Below are 23,044 nucleotides of genomic sequence, written 5' to 3'. Positions count from 1 at the left end.
AACTCAGGCCGCGTCCAGCCCGTAGAGCGAGTGCAGGGTGCGGACCGCGAGCTCGGTATAGGCGGCATCGATCAGCACCGAGAACTTGATCTCGGAGGTGGTGATGGCGCGGATGTTGATGCCCTTCTCGGCCAGCGCCCGGAAGGCGCGCGCCGCGACGCCGGCATGGCTCCTCATGCCGACGCCGATCGCGGAGATCTTCACCACGTCGGTCGCGCCCTGGATGTCCTGGTAGGCGATGCTGTCGTGCTTCGATTCGAGCAGGCCCTTGGCGCGCTCGTAATCGGCGGTCGGCACGGTGAAGGTGATGTCGGTGGTCGCCTGATCGTCGGAAACGACCTGGATGATCATGTCGACATTGATGTTGGCGTCGGCGAGCGGCCCGAAGATCGCCGCAGCGACGCCGGGCTTGTCGGCGACACGCCGGAGCGTGATCTGGGCTTCATCGCGCGAGAACGCGATGCCGGTGACGATCTGCTGTTCCACGATGTCGTCCTCGTCGCAGATGAGGGTGCCTGGATTGGGATTGTCGGGGTCGTCGAAGGAGGAGCGCACATAGGTCGGCACGCGCTGGACCATGGCGATCTCGACCGAGCGCACCTGCAGCACCTTCGAGCCGAGAGAGGCCATCTCCAGCATCTCTTCGAACGAGACCTTGTCCATGCGCCGGGCCTTCGGCACGACGCGCGGGTCGGTCGTATAGACGCCGTCGACATCGGTGTAGATGTCGCAGCGATCGGCCTTGAGGCCGGCGGCGAGCGCGACTGCGCTGGTGTCCGAGCCGCCGCGGCCGAGCGTGACGATGCGGTGGCTGCGCGGGTTGATGCCCTGGAAGCCGGAGCAGACCGCGATCTCGCGGTTGCGGTCGAAGCCGGCGAGGATGCCGGCGCCGTCGACGCCCTCGATGCGGGCCGAGCCATGCGCGTCCGAGCCGTAGAGCGGGACCTGCCAGCCCTGCCAGGAGCGGGCGGGGAGGCCCATCTCCTGCAGCACGATCGCCATCAACCCGGAGGTGACCTGCTCGCCCGAGGCGACGACGACGTCGTACTCCGCCGGATCGTGCAGCGCCGAAGCTTCCTTGGCCCAGGCGACGAGCTCGTTGGTCTTGCCCGACATCGCCGAGACCACGACCGCGACCTGGTTGCCGGCGTCGAATTCGCGTTTGACGTGGCGGGCCGCGTTCTTGATGCGCTCGACAGTGGCGACCGAAGTGCCGCCGAATTTCATCACCAGACGGGCCATGACGTCCAAGAGCTCTCAGCAACGGGCCCGGCGCGGCGCCGGGACAAATAGCGCCCTCGCGCCAAGCGAAGGGCGCGTGTCCATGCCGGGCGCAGGCGGTGCTGTCAATGCGGCGCGCCTTTATGCGGCGTTCTTCTTGAGCCACTCGCGCAGTGCGTCATTGACCCGCGACTGCCAGCCGGGTCCGGTCGCTCGGAGCTTCTCGACGAGATCCATATCGAGCCGAATCGAGATCGCTTCCTTGGTTCGGATTGGACCGCGTTTACGAACCTCTTCCCTGAAGGTGGCGGCTAGGTCAGGAAAGACGTCGGAAAAAGGACGAGCTCTGCGGAAATCCTCCTTGGTCCATTCCGGATTGTCGGAGACCGCATCCCAATCCTCTTTGCTGTAGCCTTGGCCCGGGACAAATTCCTTTTGGAGTTTAGGCATTCAGATGCCTCCTTTCCTTGGGATTGGCGGGGCGCATACTGATCACCGAGATGGCTTCCGAGCCGAGAGGTACAAAGATGACAGCTGTCACAAGCGCGCCCTCATAGACGCCAATGGCTCGCATCCGCCCGGAATGTCCCGGCAAAACCACCGCCCGCAAGAAATAGTCGAGGTCGAGCGCGGCAAAATCGAGCTGGTGCTTGGCGATGTTCGCGAGCCGCTTCGGCTCATCCCAGACGATCTTCATCAAACTCGTATATACGATATGGGCAGCGCGATGACAAGGGCGTGCGCGTCACGCTCGCCTGTCTTTTGTTGCGGGTGTAGAGGTCCAGACAGATTGCCGGCACATCAGCCGGTCCCGCAGGAAGGATCACGCATGGCTGCCGCCGCGAGCGCCTCCACCATCGACCCCGCCGAGGTCGCGCGCTTCGACGCGCTGGCCAGGAGCTGGTGGGACCCGAAGGGGCCGATGGCGGTGCTGCACAAGTTCAATCCGGTGCGGCTCGCCTTCATCCGCGACCTCGTCTGCGAACGGCAGGGGCGCGATCCGAAATCGCTGCAGGCGCTGAAGGATCTGAGCATCGTCGATATCGGCTGCGGCGGCGGCGTGCTCTCCGAGCCGCTGGCGCGCCTGGGCGCGCGGGTGACGGGGCTCGACCCCGCAACGACCAATATCGCCGTGGCACGGGCGCATGCGCAGAAGGCCGGCGTTGCGGTCGATTATCGCGAGGAGACGATCGAGTCGGTCGTCGCCTCGGGTGCACGGTTCGACATCGTGCTCGCCATGGAGGTGGTCGAGCACGTCGCCGATGTCGAGGCCTTCGTCGCCTCCTGCTGCGCCGCGGTGAAGCCGGGCGGTCTGCTCGTCATGGCGACGCTCAACCGCACGCTGAAATCCTATGCACTCGCCATTGTCGGCGCCGAATACATCCTGCGCTGGCTGCCTCGTGGCACGCATGATTGGGAGAAGTTCGTCACGCCGGACGAGCTGGAAGCGGCGATCGAGACCGGCGGGCTCTCGGTCTTCGCCCGCGAGGGTGTCGCCTACAATCCGCTGGCCGACCGCTGGTCGCGCTCGCGCGATCTCGACGTCAACTACATGCTGGCGGCCGCCCGCCCGGCCTGATCGCCCTCAGGCCGCGAGGCGAGCCTCCAGCGCCGCGAGGTCGTTGACGAACCAGAGTGCCTGCCCCTGGTTGCTCTCGTAGACGAAGTTGCGCAGGGCCTTGCTTTGCGCGCAATGGGCGGAGATGTCGCCAATGATCGTCAGGCGCATCCGGTAATTGACGAATTTCTGCGCGACCTCGCCGGCGAGCCGCGTCGCGAGCTGGAAGAAGGCGGGATCGAGCCGCGCGACCGGGATCGCCACCATCGTCGCCTCAGCCGCCCAGGCCGCGCCGAGGAAGTCGTTGATGTCGCGCTCGGCTGCGAGCGGCGGGCCGTCCTCGGCGCATATCAGCACGATCGTGCCGTGAAGCTCTCGAATCATGTCCATGGCGGCGATATCGCTATAGTGTCGGCGCGAGGCAAGCGTGGAGAGTACCGGCTGCCTTTTTCTCTTGTTTTTTGCGCTGCGGCATAATTCGATAGGCGTATGGCGCAGTGCAGCAATGGTCTGCATGATGCCGGCAACGCCGCCGGAATGAGGCGTGGCGACAAAGGGAGAGAGCGAATGTCGAAGCTGCAACCAGTCGCGAAGCCGGCCCTGAAGGATCTCTACGAGCTCGGCGAATTGCCGCCGCTCGGCCATGTCCCGGCCAACATGTACGCCTGGACGATCCGCCGCGAGCGCCATGGCCCGCCGCAGGACAGCTTCAAGGTCGAGGTGGTGCCGACCTGGTCGATCGGTGAGGAGGAGGTGCTGCTCCTCGTGATGGCCGGCGGCGTCAACTACAACGGCATCTGGGCCGGCCTCGGCCAGCCGATCTCGCCCTTCGACGTCCACAAGGGCCAGCTCCACATCGCCGGCTCCGATGCCTCCGGCATCGTCTGGGCGGTCGGCTCCAAGGTGAAGCGCTGGAAGGTCGGCGACGAGGTCATCGTCCATTGCAATCAGGACGACGGCGACGACGAGGAGTGCAATGGCGGCGACCCGATGTTCTCCTCCTCGCAGCGCATCTGGGGCTATGAGACGCCGGACGGCTCTTTCGCCCAGTTCTGCCGGGTGCAGTCACGCCAGTTGATGCTGAAGCCGAAGCATCTCTCCTGGGAGGAATCGGCCTGCTATACGCTGACCCTGGCGACCGCTTACCGCATGCTTTTCGGCCACGCCCCGCACACGATCAAGCCGGGCGACAACGTGCTGATCTGGGGCGCCTCGGGCGGCCTCGGCGTCTTCGGCGTGCAGCTCTGCGCGGCCTCGGGCGCCCATGCGATCGGCGTGATCTCGGACGAGAGCAAGCGCGATTACGTGCTCGGCCTCGGCGCCAAGGGCGTGATCAACCGCAAGGACTTCAACTGCTGGGGCCAGATGCCCACGGTCAATTCGCCCGAATACAACGACTGGACCAAGGAGGCCCGCAAGTTCGGCAAGGCGATCTGGGACATCACCGGCAAGAAGGATGTCGACATCGTCTTCGAGCATCCGGGCGAGGCGACCTTCCCGGTCTCCTGCCTCGTCGCCAAGCGCGGCGGCATGATCGTGTTCTGCGCCGGCACCTCCGGCTTCAACATCACCTTCGACGCCCGCTATGTCTGGATGCGGCAGAAGCGGGTGCAGGGCTCGCATTTCGCCCATCTCAAGCAGGCCTCGGCCGCCAACCAGTTCGTGCTCGACCGCCGCGTCGACCCGTGCATGTCCGAGGTCTTCCCCTGGGACAAGATCCCGCTCGCCCATCACAAGATGTGGAAGAACGAGCATGCGCCCGGCAACATGGCTGTGCTGGTCTACGCTCCGCGCACCGGCCTGCGCACCTATGAGGACGTGGCCGAGGCGCTGGAGGGCTGAGCGGCCCGCCTCAGCCTCGCTTGCGCGTCAGCGAGACGATGACGAGGCCGGCCAGCACCACGAGGCCGCCTGCGATCTCGCGCAGGCCGACACTTTCGCCGAGCAGCGTGACGCCCATCAGGATCGTCCAGAACGGCACGAGATAGCCGTTCATCGAGCCGAGCACCGGCCCGGCGCTGCGCAGGATCATCATGTAGAGCAGGATCGGCAGCGCGGTGGCGAAGATCCCTAGCGCCAGCAGTGGCAGGGCAAGACCGGGTGCGGCGGCGAAGGCGGCCGGACCGGAGAGGCCGAGCACAAGGACGAGCGTCGGCAATCCCGAAAAGACCTGCTGGCCGAGCGCGAGCCGACCCGGCTGAACCTTCGGGATGCCGCGAACATAGAGGTTGCCGAGCGCATAGCTCAGCGCTGTCACGGCCATGGCAAGCGTGCCCATCGCGCTTGGCGTGCCCGAGGCGAAGGCGGCGGGACCGAGCAGGATCGCCATGCCGGAGAAGCCGATCAGCACGCCGATGGCGCGCTTGGCCGAGAGGCGCTCGTCGGCGAATAGCAGATGTGCCAGCATGGCGACGATCAGCGGCGTGCAGGCCTGGATCAGCGAGGTCAGCGAGGCCGTGATCTGGGTCAGTGCATAGGCGGTCAGTGTGTTCGGGATCGCGCCCTGCAGCAGGCCGAGCACCGCCCAGTCGCGCCATTCACGGCCTTGTGGCAGCACGTTCTCGCCGCGCGAGGCGAGCCAGAGCCCGAGCAGGGCCGCGCCCATCAAACCGCGCAAGGCGGTCAGCGCCAGCGGTGAGATCTCCGCGCCGATCAGCTTCATCAGCAGGAAGGACGAGCCCCACAGGCAGGAGCAGAGCAGCATCTGCCCGAGCAGCAGCGCCGTGCCGCCGGGCAGGGAAGGTGAGGGTTGGCCGGGCAGCACCTGCGACATCTGGACACTCGATTGCTGCCTCTGCGGGAGGCTGATCGTGCAACAAGCGCCGCTATCATTGAAAGTCCGATTTCGGAAACGGCGACGACATGCTTTCGGCACGCCGCCTAAACGAAGCGGCCAGCCCAATGGACCGGCCGCCTCGGCGTCCAGGCCTGCTCAGTTCCAGCCGGATTGCTGCTCGCAGGCCTTGCGGGCGTTCGGGTTGGCTTTCTCCCACTGCGTGATCGAGCGGGTCTCGTTGTCGCTCATCTTGCCGTTCATGCAGGTGCAATAGGTGTTGACGACGCTGGCCGCGACCTTCGCGTCCTTGTTGTCGCTCAGGCACTGGTTGACCCATTTCTTGTCGTCGGCGCTCTGCGCGAAGGCGGCCGCGCTCGCCAGCACGCTGCCAGCCAGGAGCAGCGCCGAAAGCTTGAATGTCATGGTGAAACCTCATCGGTGACCGCCTCGTCCGGCGGCGCCGCGATAGGTTGCGCGCGGGCTGGACCAGTCAACCGGCCGGCTTGAACGGCAGTTCACAACAGAGCCTCTCGCGCCGCTTCCGGCCGCTTGGCACCCCCTGCGGTGGACGATGGTTCACAACTCGGCCAGCACATCCCCCGGCGACTTCTCCGGCGCCCGGCTCAGCGCGATCGCGGCGTTGAGCTCGGCGCCATAGAGGAAGATCGCCGCCAACCAATACAGGAAGACGAGCGCGATCATCGCAGTGGCGAGGCCGGCATAGGTGGTGACATAGGCTCCGGCGAAGGAATCGAGGTACCAGCCGAAGGCGATGCCGCCGATCAGCCAGACCACCAGCGTCATCAGGATGCCCGGCCACATCGCGCCGATATGCGGGGCCCGGGCTGGCAGCAGCTTGTGCGCGACGCTGAGCGCCAGCACGATCAGCACGGTCGCGCCCGCGATCCGCAGGAAGGCGAGCAGGAAGCCGAGCGGCGCCAGCGCCGGCGCGAAGCCGACGATGCCGCGCCAGAGCAGCGGGCCGAGCACGACCAATAACGAGAAGGCGAGCATGAAGACCGCGCCCCCGATCACATAGGCGATCGATTCCAGTCGCGTGCGCCACCAGCTGCGCCATTCATAGGCCTCGTAGGCGCGGTTGAGCCCGATCCTGACAGCCTCGACCCCCGACGATGAGAAGTAGAGCGCCAGGATCGCACCGAGCGTCAGCGCGTCCTTGCGCACTGCGGTCAGCACCGAGCGGACCTCGCGGGCGATCGGCTCGGCGACTTCGCGCGGCCAGGCCTCGAGCAGCAATTGCGCGGCTTCGTCGGCCGCGGCCTGCGAGCCAAAGAAGCCGCCGAGCGCGGTGACGATAATCAGGAACGGGAACAGCGACATCAGCACCGATAGGGCGATGTGGCTGGCGATCGCCCAGCCGTCATGGGCGATGAAGCGCTCGAAGGCGAGGGCGGGGGCGGAAGGGAGCGACATGCGGGTCTCGGAGGACAGGGCGCTGATTGTCGCTGCTTCGAAGCGGCTGGCAAGGGCAGCGCCCGCTTCTCTCTTCGCAGGCACCTCCGCGAAAGCAGACCAAGACACGCGAACCCCTCCCCCTTGTGGGGAGGGGCAGGGGTGGGGGTCGAAAAGCCGGAGCGATCGACAAACTCTGATGGCGCTGTCGCTGCTGCCAGCCCCATTTTCTGCCGACGATCGCCAAGCGGCACCACCCCCATCCCCAACCCTTCCCCACAAGGGGGAAGGGAGGAGTTCAGGCGACCGGCCCTTTCGCAGAGGAATCCTTGCGGGAGAAGGGAGAGGGGCGCATCCCGAACATGCCGTCACGGCGTCCATGGCGACGACAACGGCCCCCTTCCGGCCTATCAGGCGCCTAGAAGGTTGCCGCAATGTTCGATTCCCCACTCTTCCTGCGCCTGTCGCCGGCGCTCTTCGTCTTCCTCTGGTCGAGCGGCTGGATCGTCGCCGGCTATTCGGCGCGCTATTCCGACGCGCTGACCTTCCTTTCGGTGCGCTTCGCCTGTGCCGGTCTTGCGCTCGCCGCGCTCGCCTTCGCGCTCGGGGCGCCCTGGCCGAAGAGCCGGCGCGCCATCATCGATTGCGCCATTGCCGGCATCCTGCTGCACGCGATCTATCTCGGCGGCGTCTGGTGGGCGGTGCGCCACGGGCTGCCGGCCGGCGTCTCCGGGCTGATCGCCGGTTTGCAACCGGTGCTCACCGCGTTGTTCGCGCCCTTGATCGTGCGCGAGCACATCTCGCCGATCCGCTGGCTCGGCGTCGTCTTCGGCTTCATCGGCGTCGCGCTGGTGCTGGAGCCGAAGCTGGTCGGCGTCTCGCCCGAGGCGCTGTCCGCCATCGCCTTGCCGATCATCGTCAACGTCGTCGGCATGTTCGCCGTCACCTTCGGCTCGTTCTGGCAGAAGGCGCGCATCGTCGAGGGCGACCTGCGCACGGTGACGGCGGTGCAGTACATCGCCGCCTTCCTGTTCACGCTGCCCTTCGCCTGGCTGCTCGAGCCGATGCGGATCGAGTGGAACCTGACCATGGGCCTGGTCCTGGCCTGGTCGGTGCTGGCGCTCTCGCTCGGTGGAATCGGCCTCTATCTCGTGCTGATCCGCCGGGGGCAGGTCTCGCGCATCGCGACCTTCCTCTATCTCGTGCCGCCGGCAGTCGCGGTCGAAGCCTGGCTGCTCTTCGGCGAGACGCTGACTCCGATCCAGCTCGTCGGCATGGCGGTCGCCGTATTCGGCGTCGTGCTCGCCAGCCGCAAATAGCACTGCTTCCGCAAGCTCGAGGCGGTCGCTTGAAGGTTGGACACATCCCGTCCCCCCGCTTGCGGTGGGGAAGGGTTAGGGATGGGGGGCCGGAAAGCAGGGTTCGACCATCTGTCTAGTTCAGTGCCGAGCGGCACTGCCCCCCACCCAACCCTCCCCACCGCAAGCGGGGGGAGGGCTTGTGCCCTTTGGCAACCGTGGGCTTCTCGATCGATTGTTCCGTCCGCGTCATCGCCGGTGCGATCTCCGGGTTCCCGGAAGCCGGTCGATGCTGTAGCCAGAGAGCATGAGGCGGCGCGGTTCCGCCACGACGGCGACAGGGACGAGACGACCATGGCTGTGACGACCGACACTCTTGCTGGCGCCTTCATCGGCGCTCGCCGTGGCCACAAGCTGGTCGACATCGCAACCTTGCCGGTTCCCGCCGATGTCGATGCCGGCTTCGCCGCGCAGGCCGAGGTCAACCGCGGCATGGGCTACCCGCTCGCCGGCTGGAAGGTCTCGCTCGGCGAGGGCGGCCGGCCGATGGCCGGCCTGATGCCGGGGCCCTATCTCAAATCGGGCGACACCTATCGCGGCGTGCACGGGGCCGAGCTGCGCGTCGAGATCGAACTTGCCATCCGGCTCGGGCGCGACATGCCGCTCCGGCCCGGCCAGCCCTATACCCGCGAGGAGCTGATCGAGCATTGCGACGCGGCCCTCGTCGGCATCGAGATCGTCGAGAGCCGCATCGCCGACTGGACCAATGTGCCGTTCCCGCTCTGGCTCGCCGATGCCATGGGCCATGGCGGCTACCTCATCGGCCCCGAGGTTCCCTTCAGCATCTTCGACGACGTTCCGGCCCTGACCTGCACCGTCGAGCTCGACGGCGACGTGCTCTATGAGCGCCAGGCGCTGCATGCCAATGGCGATCCGCTGGTCACCGCGCTCGCCTGGGCCAATCGTCCGGTCGAGGGGCCGCTCGGCCCGCTCAAGGCCGGCCAGATCATCACCACCGGCAGCCTCTGCGGCGGCGTGCTCGCGCCGACGGTCGGCCCGGTGATCGCCCGGCTCGACCCGGTCACGGCGATCTCATTCGCGCTGGCTGAGCAGGGCGACTGAGACCAGGCCGCGGTCCGATCGTTGGCCGTTCGGTAAAGTCCGGATGGCCAACGATTCGTTCAGATTTTCGGTTGAACGTGCGCTAATTCCGAGCGTCGAATTGTGATCAATTGGAGGCGCGATCACAAAATCAACGCATTCGCTGCGTTCTAGTTCGGTTGCGTTGGAGGTTTGATGCGGTCATGGCGAAGGCGGGGGATCGGACTAGCTGGCGGGGGCGTCTGCGCTTTCGCGGCGATTCTTGCCGGTGATGCCTCGCCTGCGCGGGCATTCGACCTGTCATCGCTCGACGTCTTCAATCTCTTCGGCACGAAGGACAAGCCGCCTCCGGTCAGCGAGGCGACGGTACCCTATGAACTGCGCTTCGAGCTCGGCGATGTGCCCGATGCCAGCTCGCTGAAACGCAGTCTGCAGGACGCCTCTCTGCTCTATCGCCTGCGCGAGGATGCGCCGCCGGATGGCGAGACCCTGGCGCGCCGCGCCGCCGCCGACATCAACCCGCTGATCGATGCGCTCTGGGCCCAGGGCTATTTCAACGCGCAGGTCGCAATCGCGGTCGATGGCGTCGCGGTGACGCAGGCCGGCGAGCCGCCGCCTGGTCTCGCCCCCACCGCCGAGCGCTACCGCAACCGCTCCCCGGCGCCGATCGTGGTCACGGTCGATCCCGGGCCGCAATTCGCGCTGCGCAATGTCGACATCGTGCCGGGCGCGCGCCGCGATCCCACAGCGGTGATTCCCGACCCTGGCAAGGTCTCGGGTCTCGTGCCCGGCGCGCCCGCGACCTCGTCCTCGATCCGCGCCGCCCAGGCCGCGCTCGTCGACTATTGGCGCGGCAAGTCCCGCCCGCTCGCCCGCGTCGTCGAAGTCCGCCCCGTCGTCGACCATGCCGCAAAGACGATGGACGTCGCGCTCGTCGTCGATCCCGGTCCCGTCGCGGGCTTCGGCGACGTCTCGGTCACCGAGACCGGCGACATTCCGGCCGAGGTGATCCGCTCCTTCATCTATCTCGAGCCGGGCGAGCCCTATTCACCGAAGGCGCTGACGGATACGCGCAAGTCGATCGCGACGATTCCCGCCGTCGGCTCGGTGCGCATCCGCGAGGGCACGACGCTCGATCAGGGCGGCAATCTGCCGATCTTCGTCGAGGTCAACGAACGGCCCAAGCGCCTGCTCGGCTTCTCGGCCCGCTATTCGACCATCGATGGCCCGGCGGTGAAGACCTATTGGGAGCACCGCAACCTCTTCGGCGGCGCCGAGCGCTTGCGGCTGGAGGCCTCCGTCTTCCTCGCGCCGCGCATCGACGGCACCAAGATCCAGCGCTTTGGCGATTTCGAGCCGACCGATCTCGGCGCCCGTTTCTCCGCGAGCTTCCTGAAGCCGGCGCTCGGCGGCAGCCGCAACGACCTGCTGATCGATGCGAGCGGCGTGCGCGAGCGCGTCGGCACCAACCGCTATGGCGGCTACACCGCGCGCTACGCCAACATCACCACCGCCATCCGCCATCGCTTCAGCGACGTCTTCTCGATCCAGGCCGGCATCGAGGCCGAACGCGGCCAGACCAGCGATGTGCTCGGCCAGGTCGACTACATGCTGCTCGGCGTGCCGCTGTCGCTGCGCTACGACTCGACCGACAGCCAGCTCGACCCGACCCGCGGCATCAGAGTTGCCGCCTCGGTCACGCCCTATGCCGCCTTCGGCGACAGCGATGCGCCCTTCGTCCAGAGCAAGGCCTCGGTCTCCGGCTACTACGCCCTCGACGAGGACGCCCGCTATGTGCTCGCCGGCCGGATCGGGCTGGGCTCGATCGGTGGTGCTGCGCTCGACGAGGTGCCGGCGACGCGGCGCTTCTATGCCGGCGGCGGCGGCTCGGTGCGCGGCTACGCCTATCGCACGCTCTCGCCGCTCGGCCCGCTCAATCACCTGACCGGTGGGCGCAGCCTGTTCGAGGCCTCGGTCGAGGCGCGCATCAAGATCACCAACACGATCGGCATCGTGCCCTTCTTCGACGCCGGCATGGCGTTCGAGTCGCAATTCCCGAACTTCAAGGAGAAGATGCAGTACGCTGCCGGCCTCGGCCTGCGCTACTACACGCCGATCGGGCCGATCCGTGTCGATGTCGCAGCCCCGCTCAACCCGCGCAAGGGCGACAAGCCGGTCGCACTCTATATCAGCATCGGGCAGGCCTTCTGATGGGTGCGCTCCGTTTCTTCGTCAGAGCGCTGGCAAGCTGGAAATCGGCACGCGGATCCGCGACCCGTCCTCTCCCCCCTTGTGGGGGAGAGTTAGAGAGGGGGGTAGTCAGCCGTGAGGCCGATCGCGGGCGATTCAGCGCTCACCCAGTCACCCCCCTCCCAACCCTCCCCCACAAGGGGGGAGGGCTAGCGCCTCTCCGTCGTCTGCCGGGCCTGCTCGCCGGCCTCGCGGCGCTCGTCATCGCTGCGGCGCTGGTCCTGGTCACCGGCCTCGGCGGTTTCGCCCAGAACGCCGGCGAGCGCGGCGTGCTGGCCGACCTGATCTCCAAGGCGCTTTCGACCGATGGCAGCCAGGTCGCGATCGGTGCCGTCGATGGCGCGCTCTCGTCCGACGCGACCATCCGCGACATCGTCATCTCCGATCGCGACGGCCCCTGGCTCCGGCTCGACCGGGCCCGGCTGATCTGGACCCGTTCGGCGCTGCTGCTGCGCCGGCTCGAGGTCAACCGGCTCGAGATCGGCAAGCTCGAGATCCTGCGCAAGCCGCTGCCGGATCCCGCCGCTGCGGCGGCGCAGGCCAATGCTGGGCCGATCCTGCCCGAATTGCCGCTCAAGGTGATCATCGAGGCCTTCCAGCTCGGCGAGCTCGCGCTGGGGCCTACCGTGATCGGCGCGCCGGCCAGGCTGTCGGCGACGGGTGCGGCCCGTCTCGGCCCGCCGAACGAGGGGCTCGATTTCCGGCTTGCCGGCCGGCGTCTCGACATGGGCGGCACCCTGGACGTCAATCTGCGCTTCGTGCCGCAATCGACGCAGCTCCAGCTCGCGCTCAAGCTCGACGAGCCGGCGGGCGGCCTGATCTCGACTATCGCAGACCTGCCGGACCGGCCGCCGGTCAAGCTCGACCTCACCGGCGACGGTCCGCTCGACCGCTTCCGCGCGACGCTCGCCTTCACCGCCGGCCCGACCATCGGCGCCAACGGCACCGCCGATCTCAGCCGCCAGGGCACGGCGCGCCGTCTGCTGCTCGCGCTCGATTCGCGCATCGCCGGTCTGATGCCGCCGCCGGTCGCGCCGGTGTTCGAGGGCTCGACCCGGCTCGACGGCACGGTGGCCTTCGCCGACACCGGTGCCATTTCGGTCGACCAGATGGCGCTGGTCTCTGCGCTGGCGCGGCTCGACATCAACGGGCTCTACGGCGCTGACAAGACGCTCGACTTCAAGGTAACGGCTGCCGCACGTCCCAATGCCGAGGGCCGCACCGTCGCCTCCGGCGCCGAGATCGCCAAGCTCGCCTTCGATGCGACGATCCGGGGTCCGGCCGCTGGCCCGCGCGTCAACGCCAGCCTGCAGGCGGAGGGCGCCAGTGTTCCGGCCGGCAAGCTCGGCAAGCTTGATTTCACCTTCACCGCGACCCCGACCGGCGCCCTCAATGATCCGGCGACGCGCACCGTGCTGGTCTCCGATGGGGAAGCCTCCGGCGTCGCGCTCGCCGATCCCGGTTTGGCCCGCTTCGTCGGCGACCGTCTGCGCTTCACCTTGCGCGGTACTGCGTCGGAAGGCGGAGGCGGCGTATTCGAGACGCTGAAGCTTTCCTTCGGCGGGGCCGAGCTCGGCTATGTCGGCCGCCTTGACCCGGCCCGCATCCTCGGCAAGGTCGAGGCGCGCTTGCCCGATCTCTCGCGGCTCAGCACGCTGGCCGGCCGCCCGCTCAAGGGCGCCGCCACTGTCGCCGCCGATGTCGATGCCGAGCCGAAGCGCAGGCTCTATGCCGTCAAGCTCGATGGCGGCGCCGAAGCGCTGGCGCTCGGCCAGGAGGCGCTCGACCGCCTGCTCGCCGGCAAGCTCACACTCGGCGGCGAGATCAGGGTGCCCGGCAGCAGTGGCCTCGTCGTGAACGGCCTGCGCATCGCTGGAACCCATGTCGCGGCGACGGCCGACGGCGCGCTTGGCGCCCAAGGATCGAGCCTGCGCGCCAACATCGCGATTCCCGATCTGCGCCGTGCCGACCCGAAGCTGTCGGGGCAGGGCGCTTTCGATGCGACGCTGACCGGCCCGCTCGACAAACTCGACGCCACGCTTCGGGCCGGGATCAGCAATGCGACCGCGCTCGGTCGGCCGGTGCCGCGCCTGACGCTCGATGCGATCCTGCGCGACCTGCAGGGCGCGCTGTCCGGCGACGCCAAGCTCTCCGGCGAGGTCGATGGCCGGCCGGCGACGGGCGTCTTGCGCTTTGCCAAGCGCGACCCAGGTGGCTGGGCGCTGCCGCAGCTCGACATCGCGATCGGCTCGGTCGTGCTGAATGGCGCCCTCGATCTCGACGCCAGCAATCTGGCCGAGGGCAACCTCAAGCTCGTTGCGCGCAATCTCGACGATCTCTCGGCGCTGGCGCTTGCCAAGCTTGGCGGCCGGATCGAGGCCGATGTGAAGCTGGCGCGTCCGACCGGCGGCCAGAATCTGGATCTGAAGGCCAGCGCGCAGAAGCTTGTCGCGCCTAGTCTTTCGCTCGATCGGCTCGATGCCGATGTCGCCATCGTCGATGCGCTGCGCAAGCCGCTGATCAATGGCACTGTCCAGGTCGATCGTGCCGTGATCGCCGGCGAGCCGGTGAGCGCGATCCGCCTCGTCTCGAAGGGCGCCGCCGACGCCAGCGACATCAGCCTCGACGCCACCGCTCGCGGCTTCTCGCTCGCCTCCAAGGGCCGGCTTTCGGTCGCCGAGCCACTGCGCTTCGACCTCGCCAGCTTCACCGCGACCCGCGATGGCCGCCGTATCGCGCTGGCGAAGCCGGCGAGCTTCATCGCCACCGATGGCGGCGTCGCGATCCGCGACCTCGCCATCGCGCTGGATGGTGGCCGGATCGCACTCGACGGCGAGGCCGGCAAGACCCTTGATTTGCGCTTCGCCGCGCAGAACGTGCCGCTCTCGGCCGCGCGCCTTGCTTCGCCGACGCTCGATCTCTCCGGCACGCTCGATGCCGAGGCGACGATCAAGGGCACGCCCGAAGCTCCTACCGGCCCGTGGCGGGTACGCATTGCCCGCCTCGTCGCGCCGCAGACGCGCTCTGCCGGCCTGCCGCCGATCGAGATCGCCGGGCAGGGCGTGCTCGACGGCCGCCAGACCAGCCTCGACGCCAGCCTGAACGCCGGCCGCTTCGTCAGCCTGACCGCGAAGGGCACGGCACCGCTCGGCGGCGACGGCGCGCTCGACCTCGCCATTCAGGGCCGCGCCGATGCGGCGCTCGCCAACACCCAGCTCGCCGCCGACGGCAGGCGCTTGACCGGCCAGCTCGCGCTTGACTTGCGCGCCGGTGGCACACTCGCCGCGCCACGCCTCTCCGGTGGCGCGACGCTCTCCGGCGGCAGCTTCAGCGATGCGCTGCAGGGCGTGAAGCTGACCGGGCTCGAAGCGCGCCTCGCGGCCAATGGGCCCGAGCTGGTGATCGAGCGCTTCGCGGCGCAGACGCCGGGAGGCGGCACGCTTTCCGCCCGCGGCAACGTCAAGCTCGATCCCGAGGCCGGTTTCCCCGGCACGATTCGCATCGAAGGCAGGCGCGCCCAGCTCGTCGACAGCGGTCTGGTCCGGGCGGTCACCGATCTCAACCTCGATCTCACCGGCCCGCTGGCACAGCGGCCGCGCATCGCCGGGCGTCTCGACGTCGCGACCATCGAGGTCGCGGTGCCCGACCGCCTGCCGTCGAGTTCGAGGCCGATCGACGGCATCCGCCACGTCAATGCCAAGGGCCAGGCCGCAGCCCGGCTCGCGGCTGAGCGCAAGGCGCGCGCGGCCGCGAGTCGAAAGGGTGCTCGCGCGCCGGCCTTCGACGCCGTGCTCGACATTACCGTCTCGGCGCCCGGGCGCGTCTTTATCCGTGGCCGCGGCATCGACGCCGAGCTTGGCGGTGACTTGCGTGTGGCGGGAACCTCCGGCGCGCCGGCGCTGACCGGCGGCTTCGAGCTTCGGCGCGGGCGGCTCAGCATCGCCAGCCAGCGTCTCGATTTCAGCCGTGGGCGTCTGACCTTCTCCGGCGACGTCATGCCGACGCTCGACTTCGTCGCCGAGACCCGCGCCGCAGACGTCACTGCCCGGATCATCATCTCGGGTGAGGCGTCGGCGCCGGAATTCACCTTCTCCTCCACACCCGAGCTGCCGCCGGACGAGGTGCTCTCGCGCCTGCTCTTCGCCCGGGCTTCCGGCTCGCTCTCGCCGTTCCAGGCCCTGCAGCTCGCCCAGACCGCGGCGCAGTTCTCCGGCGCCGGCGGCGACGACGTCTTCGAGCGCATCCGTCGCTCGCTCGGCGTCGACAACCTCGATGTCCAAATGGGACCGGGTGGGCCGACGGTCGGCGTCTCGCGCGCGATCTCTGACAATGTCACGCTTGGCGTGAAGGCCGGCGCCAAGCCCGAGGACAGCGGCGTCTCGGTCGGCATCGATGTGACGCGCCGCCTGAAACTCCAGGCCGAGACCAATGCGGACGGCAGTGCGGCCGTCGGCGTCGGGGCCGAGTGGGAATACTGACGTCCCGACTCAATCGCTGAGATGACGCCGCAGATTCGCAGCCGGAATGGCGGATAGGCGGCTCTGGAAAGCCCGCAAACGAGCCTATGCGGTTAACGCTCTCTTAAGTTCGGCGGTCAAAGCGTGGCCGAGGTGCAACACCGGAGGGCAAAGCGGGTTCGCGGTGGGGACTGTGGCGTGATCGTGGTTGATCGTGGGCCGGGCATTCGTAATGGTGAGCGTGCGGCGGGACGTTCCCGGTCGCTGTTTTTCGTCTTCGCCTCCGAACGGTTCGGGGACGCGGGCGAAAGACCGGGATAAGCGGGTTCGCTGGTTTGGTCTCCTGGGGCCGCCGGCAAGGAACGCGCCGACGCCCGAGGGTCTCGAAACTCTTTTGGAGGTTATCAAATGAAGCTCGTAAAGAGCCTCCTCCTCGGTTCCGCCGCCGGCATCGCCGCGGTTGCCGGGGCTCAGGCCGCCGACCTTCCTTCGCGGAAGGCCGCACCGGTCGAATACGTTCGCGTTTGCTCCGCCTACGGCGCAGGCTTCTTCTACATCCCGGGCACCGACACCTGCCTTCGCGTTGGTGGCCGTGTTCGCGCTGAGTACACCATCGGTTCGCGCTACGGCGACACCGGCGACGGCTACGGCACCCGCTCGCGCGGTCGTCTGAACGTTGACGCCCGCACCGCGACTGCCTATGGCACGCTGCGCACCTTCTTCCGCTACGAGCTGACCGTCAGCTCCGGCTTCTACAACAGCACGGCCGCCGGCGGTAACCAGGGCATCGTCTCCCCGGGCAACCCGCGTCCGACCGCCACTCCGGGCGCTGGCAGCCTGTTCGCGAACGCGACTCAGTCGAACCTCGATCTGGCCTTCGTCCAGTTCGGCCCGATCACCGCTGGTCGCGCTCAGTCGTTCTTCGACTTCTACGCCAACGACCTGACCTACACGACGGTCCGCACGGCTGACTCGCGTCTGAACCTGTTGGCCTACACCGCCACGTTCGGCTCGGGCTTCTCGGCGACGATCTCGCTCGAAGACCGCGTCACCGGCACCGGTGGTCGTGAGAACGGCGTTGTTGGCCCGGCCGGCGTCAGCCTGCTCGGCACGAACTTCCCCGATGTCGTCGCCTCGCTGCGCGTCGATCAGGGTTGGGGTTCGGCTCAGCTGTCGGGTGCTCTCACCCAGCGCAGCATCAACAATGCGGCTCTCGGCGTCCGGAACGAGGACGAGTGGGGCTTTGCTGTTCAGGGTGGCGTGAAGATCAACCTGCCGATGCTTGCGGCTGGCGATCACCTGTTCCTGCAGGCTGCCTATGCTGACGGCGCTCTCGGCTATCTCGGCTGGGGTGGCGCTTTCGGCTCGGGTCGCATCCTGGCGCAGAACGCCCAGCTCGGCATCGGCGACGTCAGCGTCGACGGTCTCGGCCGCGTCAACACCGCCACCGGCTGGTCGGTTGTCGCTGCTCTGCGTCACTTCTGGACCCCGACCCTGCGGTCGGAGCTGGCCGCGTCGTACTCCGAGCTGAAGCTCGGCTACGTCCTGGCCAACCAGGCGGTCCCGGGCGTGGTTGCCCGTCCGCTTGATCCGAAGGAGCTGATCGTTGCTGGTAACCTGATCTGGTCGCCGGTTTCTGGTCTCGATATCGGTGTTGAGGTTCTCTACACCCGCACCGAGCTGAAGCAGGCCGTTCTGGCCGGCACCGACGCCGGGTTCCGTGGTCCGAACACCATCAAGTCCGACGATGCTTGGGCCGGTCGCCTCCGCATCCAGCGCGACTTCTGATCGATCTTCCGATCGTTCAAGGAAAGCCCCGGGGAAACCCGGGGCTTTTTTCGTTTCCGGAGCGCGGAAACCCTGTCTGTCCCTCACAAGAGCCAGGCGGCCTCTTGCTTGACTTGAGGCTGCGATGGGGCGTGATTGCAGGGGGCCGCGGACGTCCGGATTCGGCGCGAGCGACCCTTCGGACGAGGCGGGGATTTCGGCATGGCGCGAAACGCCGGTTGGCTCTGGGGACTTGTTCCACTGGCCTTGCTCTGGGCGTCAGCCAACGTCCTGAAGACCGAGCCTGTGCGTCGTGACATCGAAGCCAGGGCGCTTGCGGCAAACGCGGTGGCGGGAGCCGCTTCCGGCGCGCGCGGCGTGTCCGTCCGAGTCAGCGGCCGGGATGTCTATCTCGACGGTGAAGCCGTCACGGCCGATGGCGCCAGCAAGGCGCTGGCACAGCTGCAATCGGAATTCGGCGTCCGCCGTGTGCTCGGCGGATTGACGCAGGTCATCGCGCAGAAGCCTTACAGCTGGTCGGCGACACGGCAGGCCAATCTCGTGACATTGTCCGGCTTCGTGCCCGACGAGGCGACTGCCACGGCGAGCGTGTCTGCGGCGCGGGCGCTTGGCCCGGAGCTGCGGGTCGACGACCAGCAGAAGGTCGCTTTCGGTGCGCCGCCCGGCTTCGCCGAACTCGCCGGCAGCCTGATGCGCGATCTCGGACAGCTCTCCGCAGGCAAGGTCGCACTGGACGATACGCGCTATTGCGTCGAGGGCACTGCCGCGACACCACAGAATTTCCTGGCGCTGCGCGAGAGCGCTTCCACCGCTGCTCCGAAGGGCTTCACGCGCGTCGACTGCGCGCTCAGCCCACCGATTGTGGCGCCTTATCGCTGGAGCGCCGAGAAGAGCGCGTCCGGCTCCATTACGATCACGGGCTTCTATCCGTCCGATTCGGCGCGCCGGGAGATCGCAGCGCTGCTTGCTCGCGCCTTCCCGGCCCCCGGCGCGGTGACCGATCGCATGCTGCCGGCCGCCGGAGAGCCGGCGGCTTTCGCCGCCAAGGTGACGCGCGCCGTCGCTGATCTCGTCCGCCTGCGCAGCGGCAAGGTCGAGATCGAAGGCGCCGCCTACCGCATCTCGGGGCAGGGCCCGGAGAATTACGAGGCCTGCGAGGCGTTGAAGCTGAATATCGCGCAGGGCGACGGTCCCGATTCGGTCGCGCTCGCCAGCATTGTCTGCCCGCCGCCTCCGCCACCGGCGCCGAAGAACGAGCCGACTCCCGCCCCGGTGCCGCCCGCCGGCTCGGGCGCTTCGCGGCAACCGACACCGACCGATCCCGCTGCACCGAGCTCGGCCGCCGTGACCGAGCCGCCGGCCTTGCCGCAGCCTGCGCCGCCCGTTGCGGCGGGCTACGGTTTCACCGCCTCGATCGACAGATCCGGCGGCTATCTCACCGGCTATCTGCCCGATGCCGCGGCCAAGGAAGCGATCGCGGCGCTGATCGAAGCCTCGCCGCTGCGTGGGCGCGTCAATGACGAGACCGAGATCCAGCCGGCGGCGCCGACCGGCTTCGGTGTCGCGGCGCGCGCGGTAGTGCTGAACCTGTTGCGGCTCGATCTCGGTTCGGCCAGCGTCGTCGGCCGGGAGATCACTATCCGCGGGCTGACCTGCCGTGCGCTGATCCGCGACGAGGTCGAGACCGATCTCGCGAGCGGCCCGCCGCAGGGCTTTTCCGGCAAGGCCGAGATCGGCATGCGCCAGACCGGTTGCGTCATCGACCCGGCAAGCACCTGCCAGAACGAGCTCGATGCGCTGACGCAGCGCTACTACGTCATCTTTGCCCTGGGAACCGGGGTCACGACTCTCGATCCCGTAACCGAACGGGCAATGACCGAGGCCGCCGCCATCCTGAAGCAGTGCCCCAACACGCGCGTGACCATCGAAGGGCACACCAATTTCGATGGCGAGCGCAGCGGCTTCAACAATCTCGAGCTGTCGAACCGGCGGGCGCAGCGCGTCCGCGAAGAGCTGGTCCGCCGCGGTGTCGCCGCGACGCAGCTCGAGGTCAAGGGCTACGGCACCGACCGGCCGCTGGTTGTCCCGACCGATCCCGAGGCGCGAATCAAGAACCGCCGCGTCCAGTTCACCGTGGCGAAATAGGAGGGCGGCGATGCTCTATCTCGCGACCCAGTTCGCCTGGTTCCTCTTCGCTGCCTTCGCGGTCGGCCTCGTCTTCGGCTGGCTCAGCGGAAGCGGCGGCCCGCGCGGCCCGGTCGCCGGACTTGCGATCCTCTGGGCCGCGCTGGCGGCGTTGGTCTGGTTCCGGCTGGTCAACGACCAGGCGGCATTCTGGATCGAGACGGCGTTGCTCTATCTGCTCGCCTATGGCGCCGGCTGCCTGATCGGCGGCCTGTTCCCCAGCGAAGGCGAGGCGCTGCCGGCGCTCGCCGCGCCCGGGCCGCGTCTTGCTCTGCCCCTGCCAGCCCCGGCACTTCCGGCGCCGGCCAAACAGGCGGTTGCTGCCAGCGTGCATGAGGCCGAGCCCGCTCGCATGCCCAGGGTCGAGGGTGAGGATGCACTCGCCGGCAAGCGCCCGGCCGGCTTGCCTACGGCCCGCAGCGCTGCCGATAACCTCAAGCTGATCAAAGGCATAGGCCCGCAGAACGAGGGGCGCCTGCAGGCGCTCGGCATCTGGCACTTCAGCCAGATTGCTGCCTGGACGCCAGAGAATGTCGAATGGGTTGGCGCCTATCTCGCTTTCCCTGGACGCATCGAGCGCGAGGAATGGGTGAAGCAGGCCGCCGCCTTGGCGGGGCCGGCGGCTGACGCGCCAGCTCCGGTCTCGGTTGCGGCGCTCGAAGGCAAACGGCCGGGCAATCTCCTGCCGGCGGCCCGTGGCGGCAAGCCGGATGATCTCGGCCTGATCGAAGGCGTCGGGTCTGACATCGCCGAGAAACTGAACGGCCTCGGCATCTGGCATTTCGACCAGATCGCGGCGCTCGGGCCAGAGGAACTGCGCTTCCTGGCCCACCATGCCGACGCCCTGGAGCGTGAGGTCGCGGAACGATGGCAGGCCGAGGCGAAGATCCTTGCTGCCGGCGGCCAGACCGAGCATTCGCGCGCCGCAAAGAGCAAGCGCGGCAAGCGCAAGCGCTGAACCGCCGCGCTGCCGCCGTCATTGCGAGCGCAGCGAAGCAATCCAGGGGGACTTGCCACGGTGCTCTGCCGCCCCTGGATTGCGTCGTCGCTCCGCTCCTCGCAATGACGGATATGGACCTCAGTCAGGTCAATATTCGACCTATCCGAACGAGGCTTCCAGCATCGCGAGGTAATCGGCCGCGCTCGCAGACCGCGCATTGGTCGCGCTCGAATGATCCTGCGTCGCCGCCTCCGCGATCGCCGGCAGGACCTCGCGCGGTGCACCCATCTGCGACAGCGTTCCCGGCAGGCCGAGGCGCTGCGTCAATCCGGCGACCCAGCCGGCGAGGTCGGCATCGTTGGGCAGGCCGAGCACCCGGCGGATCTCGGCGTACTTCGCGGCGGCCGCCGATTCGTTGAAGCGCAGCACGGCCGGCAGCAGCACGGCGTTTAGCGTGCCGTGATGCAGCGAGACCTGCTTGAGACCGCCAAGAGGGTGCGAGAGCGCATGGACGGCACCGAGGCCCTTCTGGAAGGTCAGGCCGCCTTGCAGGGCCGCCATCAGCATCTCCTTGCGGGCCTCGCGGTCGCAGCCGTCGCTTGTGGCGCGCTCGATATGGCCGGCGGCGCGCTTGAGCCCGTCGAGCGCAATCGCCTCGGCCGGCGGGTTCTCGCGTGGGCTGAGATAGGTCTCGATGCAGTGGGTGAGCGCGTCCATGCCGGTCGCGGCGGTCAGCCCTGCCGGCAGGCCGAGCGTCAGCTCAGGATCGCAGATGGCGAGCTTCGGGATCAGGTAGGGCGAGATGAAGCCGAGCTTGCGGCCGTCCTTCAGCGTGATCAGTGCGGCACGTCCGACCTCGCTGCCGGTGCCGGCGGTGGTCGGGACGGCGATCACCGGCGCGACCTTGCTCGTGATCTTCGGGATGCCGCCGAGGATCGCGGCATAGGTCTCGAGCGGGCCGTCATGGCTGGCGAGCAGGGCGACGCCCTTGGCGAGGTCGATCGGCGAGCCGCCGCCGATGGCGACGAGTCCGTCGCAGCCATGCTCGTGATAGAGCGCGACCGCGGCCTCGACGGCCTCCTCGGTCGGATTGGTGGGGGTATCCACGAAGAGCGGGGCGTTACCGAGCACAGGTGAGGCGGCGCGTAGTCGCTCGATCAGGTCGGTCGCCGCCAGGCCGCGATCGGCGACGATCAACGGTCGCGCGATCTTCAGATCGGTCAGGCTCGGTGCGATGGCCTTGAGCTCGCCGAAGCCGAACTGGACGGTGGTCAGATAGGTGATCGTCGCCATGAAGTCCTCCCGCCCGCTCAGCTGTTCGGGCGGGCTTGAGATTTGTGGCGTGCTTGGCGCAACGGCGCCAGCCCCAGCGTCCCGCCGCCGACGCAGGACAGCTCTCCGAAAAGCGCGGTCAGGGTGCTGGCGCGTCGGCGCCTTGCCGTTCGCGCCAGTAGCGCGAGGCCAGCGGCCAGAGGTGCCAGACGGCGCCGGCAAGCAATGCGAAGCCGAACAGCAGCGAGCGATGGGCGGCGCTGGTTCGCGTTTCGGCGGTGGCGTCATAGGATAGGAAGGTCCTGCCGCGCGAGGTCGCCTCATAGACCAGCCGATGGTGTGGATCGACGAGGAAGCGGACCTGCTGGCCGGATTCGAGCCGGTCGATGCCATCGACCCAGAGGCCACGAGCTGGCCGATAGAGCCGCTGGTAGTTGATCTGCTGGTTGCCGCCGATCGCGACGAGCCACAGGTCCTGGGTCCGGTAGGTGGTCGAACCGCTTCGCCCCGAGCTGACACGCATCAGCGGCGTGCTGTAGCTGATCGGGCCGACATGGTCGGCGACCAGGAGATCGCCGCGCGCCAGCGGCAGCGTGCGCAAACCGGCGATGAGCAGCCAGAGGCCGAGGACGAGGGAGATCGCGGCGCCCAGCCAGGCCCAGAAATCCGGCGGTTTCGCAGCCTCGGCCATCGCGCCTCCGCCGCGCGCTTTCCGTTCAGCCCGAAGCGGCTGAACGAAAAGAATTCGCGCAGACCAAGTTGAGCATGTTCTCATCGCAAAAGTGG

General features: G+C 68.1%; 18 protein-coding genes. 9 read left to right on the top strand and 9 right to left on the bottom strand.

All coding sequences use genetic code 11. From position 1 onward, the window contains the following. Positions 1–3: 3 nt before the first annotated feature. The 3 genes from ACSQ24_RS15710 to ACSQ24_RS15700 form a co-directional block, all read right to left on the bottom strand. The gene (locus ACSQ24_RS15710; protein ID WP_436095575.1) at positions 4–1,242 is read right to left on the bottom strand and encodes an aspartate kinase; all 1,239 of its coding nucleotides are present in this window, start codon (positions 1,240–1,242) and stop codon (positions 4–6) included. A gap of 120 nt (positions 1,243–1,362) precedes the next feature. Then, positions 1,363–1,671: a BrnA antitoxin family protein gene (locus ACSQ24_RS15705; protein WP_436095574.1), complete on the bottom strand. Its 309-nt coding sequence runs from the start codon at positions 1,669–1,671 to the stop codon at positions 1,363–1,365. Then, on the bottom strand, positions 1,664–1,918 hold the full coding sequence (locus ACSQ24_RS15700; protein WP_436095573.1) for a BrnT family toxin: 255 nt from the start codon (positions 1,916–1,918) through the stop codon (positions 1,664–1,666). The genes ACSQ24_RS15705 and ACSQ24_RS15700 overlap by 8 nt, the downstream gene beginning before the upstream one ends. A gap of 132 nt (positions 1,919–2,050) precedes the next feature. Here ACSQ24_RS15700 and ubiG point away from each other — a divergent pair, with 132 nt between their 5' ends. After that, positions 2,051–2,800, top strand: a complete 750-nt coding sequence (gene ubiG, locus ACSQ24_RS15695; RefSeq protein WP_436095572.1) for a bifunctional 2-polyprenyl-6-hydroxyphenol methylase/3-demethylubiquinol 3-O-methyltransferase UbiG — start codon at positions 2,051–2,053, stop codon at positions 2,798–2,800. 6 nt (positions 2,801–2,806) lie between these two features. Here the strand turns inward: ubiG and ACSQ24_RS15690 are convergent, their stop codons facing one another. Then, the gene (locus tag ACSQ24_RS15690) at positions 2,807–3,169 is read right to left on the bottom strand and encodes a DUF4180 domain-containing protein (RefSeq protein ID WP_436095571.1); all 363 of its coding nucleotides are present in this window, start codon (positions 3,167–3,169) and stop codon (positions 2,807–2,809) included. A gap of 177 nt (positions 3,170–3,346) precedes the next feature. Here ACSQ24_RS15690 and ccrA point away from each other — a divergent pair, with 177 nt between their 5' ends. Further along, entirely contained in the window at positions 3,347–4,621 is a 1,275-nt protein-coding gene (gene ccrA / locus ACSQ24_RS15685; protein WP_436095570.1) for a crotonyl-CoA carboxylase/reductase, read from the top strand. Between the two features lie 10 nt (positions 4,622–4,631). On the opposite strand, the gene ACSQ24_RS15680 is transcribed toward ccrA, so the two are convergent. From ACSQ24_RS15680 to ACSQ24_RS15670, 3 genes are all read right to left on the bottom strand, one after another. Further along, positions 4,632–5,552, bottom strand: a complete 921-nt coding sequence (locus ACSQ24_RS15680) for a DMT family transporter (protein WP_436095569.1) — start codon at positions 5,550–5,552, stop codon at positions 4,632–4,634. 159 nt (positions 5,553–5,711) lie between these two features. After that, positions 5,712–5,978 carry a hypothetical protein gene (locus ACSQ24_RS15675; protein WP_436095568.1) on the bottom strand — a complete coding sequence of 89 codons (267 nt, stop codon included), beginning with the start codon at positions 5,976–5,978 and terminating at the stop codon, positions 5,712–5,714. A gap of 153 nt (positions 5,979–6,131) precedes the next feature. Then, the gene (locus ACSQ24_RS15670; protein WP_436095567.1) at positions 6,132–6,989 is read right to left on the bottom strand and encodes a YihY/virulence factor BrkB family protein; all 858 of its coding nucleotides are present in this window, start codon (positions 6,987–6,989) and stop codon (positions 6,132–6,134) included. Positions 6,990–7,402: 413 nt separating this feature from the next. Here ACSQ24_RS15670 and ACSQ24_RS15665 point away from each other — a divergent pair, with 413 nt between their 5' ends. The 7 genes from ACSQ24_RS15665 (at position 7,403) to ACSQ24_RS15635 (ending at position 21,004) form a co-directional block, all read left to right on the top strand. Further along, entirely contained in the window at positions 7,403–8,287 is an 885-nt protein-coding gene (locus ACSQ24_RS15665) for a DMT family transporter (RefSeq protein WP_436095566.1), read from the top strand. 333 nt (positions 8,288–8,620) lie between these two features. Beyond that, positions 8,621–9,388, top strand: coding sequence for a fumarylacetoacetate hydrolase family protein (locus ACSQ24_RS15660; RefSeq protein WP_436095565.1), 768 nt, complete (start codon positions 8,621–8,623; stop codon positions 9,386–9,388). A 174-nt stretch (positions 9,389–9,562) separates the two neighbouring features. Then, positions 9,563–11,578, top strand: coding sequence for an autotransporter assembly complex protein TamA (locus ACSQ24_RS15655; protein WP_436095564.1), 2,016 nt, complete (start codon positions 9,563–9,565; stop codon positions 11,576–11,578). 308 nt (positions 11,579–11,886) lie between these two features. Beyond that, on the top strand, positions 11,887–16,095 hold the full coding sequence (locus tag ACSQ24_RS15650; protein WP_436095563.1) for a translocation/assembly module TamB domain-containing protein: 4,209 nt from the start codon (positions 11,887–11,889) through the stop codon (positions 16,093–16,095). 387 nt (positions 16,096–16,482) lie between these two features. Next, on the top strand, positions 16,483–17,862 hold the full coding sequence (locus ACSQ24_RS15645) for a porin (protein ID WP_436095562.1): 1,380 nt from the start codon (positions 16,483–16,485) through the stop codon (positions 17,860–17,862). Between the two features lie 201 nt (positions 17,863–18,063). Next, the gene (locus ACSQ24_RS15640) at positions 18,064–20,007 is read left to right on the top strand and encodes an OmpA family protein (protein WP_436095561.1); all 1,944 of its coding nucleotides are present in this window, start codon (positions 18,064–18,066) and stop codon (positions 20,005–20,007) included. A 10-nt stretch (positions 20,008–20,017) separates the two neighbouring features. After that, positions 20,018–21,004 (top strand): hypothetical protein, encoded by a 987-nt coding sequence (locus ACSQ24_RS15635; protein ID WP_436095560.1) that lies wholly within the window; start codon positions 20,018–20,020, stop codon positions 21,002–21,004. 141 nt (positions 21,005–21,145) lie between these two features. Here the strand turns inward: ACSQ24_RS15635 and ACSQ24_RS15630 are convergent, their stop codons facing one another. Beyond that, positions 21,146–22,279 carry an iron-containing alcohol dehydrogenase gene (locus tag ACSQ24_RS15630; RefSeq protein ID WP_436095559.1) on the bottom strand — a complete coding sequence of 378 codons (1,134 nt, stop codon included), beginning with the start codon at positions 22,277–22,279 and terminating at the stop codon, positions 21,146–21,148. A gap of 118 nt (positions 22,280–22,397) precedes the next feature. After that, positions 22,398–22,949 carry a hypothetical protein gene (locus tag ACSQ24_RS15625; protein ID WP_436095558.1) on the bottom strand — a complete coding sequence of 184 codons (552 nt, stop codon included), beginning with the start codon at positions 22,947–22,949 and terminating at the stop codon, positions 22,398–22,400. Positions 22,950–23,044 lie beyond the last annotated feature (95 nt).

The sequence above is a fragment of the Allobosea sp. LjRoot237 genome, from assembly GCF_964253285.1.
Classification (GTDB): domain Bacteria; phylum Pseudomonadota; class Alphaproteobacteria; order Rhizobiales; family Beijerinckiaceae; genus Allobosea.
This window is presented reverse-complemented; position numbering and strand designations above follow the sequence as displayed.

Bases quoted from the DNA above. Each gene is read 5' to 3' on its own strand.
- ACSQ24_RS15640 (WP_436095561.1), top strand. From the start codon at position 18,064: ATGGCGCGAAACGCCGGTTGGCTCTGGGGACTTGTTCCACTGGCCTTG.
- ACSQ24_RS15660 (WP_436095565.1), top strand. From the start codon at position 8,621: ATGGCTGTGACGACCGACACTCTTGCTGGCGCCTTCATCGGCGCTCGC.
- ubiG (WP_436095572.1), top strand. From the start codon at position 2,051: ATGGCTGCCGCCGCGAGCGCCTCCACCATCGACCCCGCCGAGGTCGCG.
- ACSQ24_RS15690 (WP_436095571.1), bottom strand. From the start codon at position 3,169: ATGGACATGATTCGAGAGCTTCACGGCACGATCGTGCTGATATGCGCC.
- ACSQ24_RS15625 (WP_436095558.1), bottom strand. From the start codon at position 22,949: ATGGCCGAGGCTGCGAAACCGCCGGATTTCTGGGCCTGGCTGGGCGCC.
- ccrA (WP_436095570.1), top strand. From the start codon at position 3,347: ATGTCGAAGCTGCAACCAGTCGCGAAGCCGGCCCTGAAGGATCTCTAC.
- ACSQ24_RS15655 (WP_436095564.1), top strand. From the start codon at position 9,563: ATGCGGTCATGGCGAAGGCGGGGGATCGGACTAGCTGGCGGGGGCGTC.
- ACSQ24_RS15675 (WP_436095568.1), bottom strand. From the start codon at position 5,978: ATGACATTCAAGCTTTCGGCGCTGCTCCTGGCTGGCAGCGTGCTGGCG.
- ACSQ24_RS15670 (WP_436095567.1), bottom strand. From the start codon at position 6,989: ATGTCGCTCCCTTCCGCCCCCGCCCTCGCCTTCGAGCGCTTCATCGCC.
- ACSQ24_RS15680 (WP_436095569.1), bottom strand. From the start codon at position 5,552: ATGTCGCAGGTGCTGCCCGGCCAACCCTCACCTTCCCTGCCCGGCGGC.
- ACSQ24_RS15705 (WP_436095574.1), bottom strand. From the start codon at position 1,671: ATGCCTAAACTCCAAAAGGAATTTGTCCCGGGCCAAGGCTACAGCAAA.
- ACSQ24_RS15645 (WP_436095562.1), top strand. From the start codon at position 16,483: ATGAAGCTCGTAAAGAGCCTCCTCCTCGGTTCCGCCGCCGGCATCGCC.
- ACSQ24_RS15710 (WP_436095575.1), bottom strand. From the start codon at position 1,242: ATGGCCCGTCTGGTGATGAAATTCGGCGGCACTTCGGTCGCCACTGTC.
- ACSQ24_RS15700 (WP_436095573.1), bottom strand. From the start codon at position 1,918: ATGAAGATCGTCTGGGATGAGCCGAAGCGGCTCGCGAACATCGCCAAG.
- ACSQ24_RS15665 (WP_436095566.1), top strand. From the start codon at position 7,403: ATGTTCGATTCCCCACTCTTCCTGCGCCTGTCGCCGGCGCTCTTCGTC.
- ACSQ24_RS15635 (WP_436095560.1), top strand. From the start codon at position 20,018: ATGCTCTATCTCGCGACCCAGTTCGCCTGGTTCCTCTTCGCTGCCTTC.
- ACSQ24_RS15630 (WP_436095559.1), bottom strand. From the start codon at position 22,279: ATGGCGACGATCACCTATCTGACCACCGTCCAGTTCGGCTTCGGCGAG.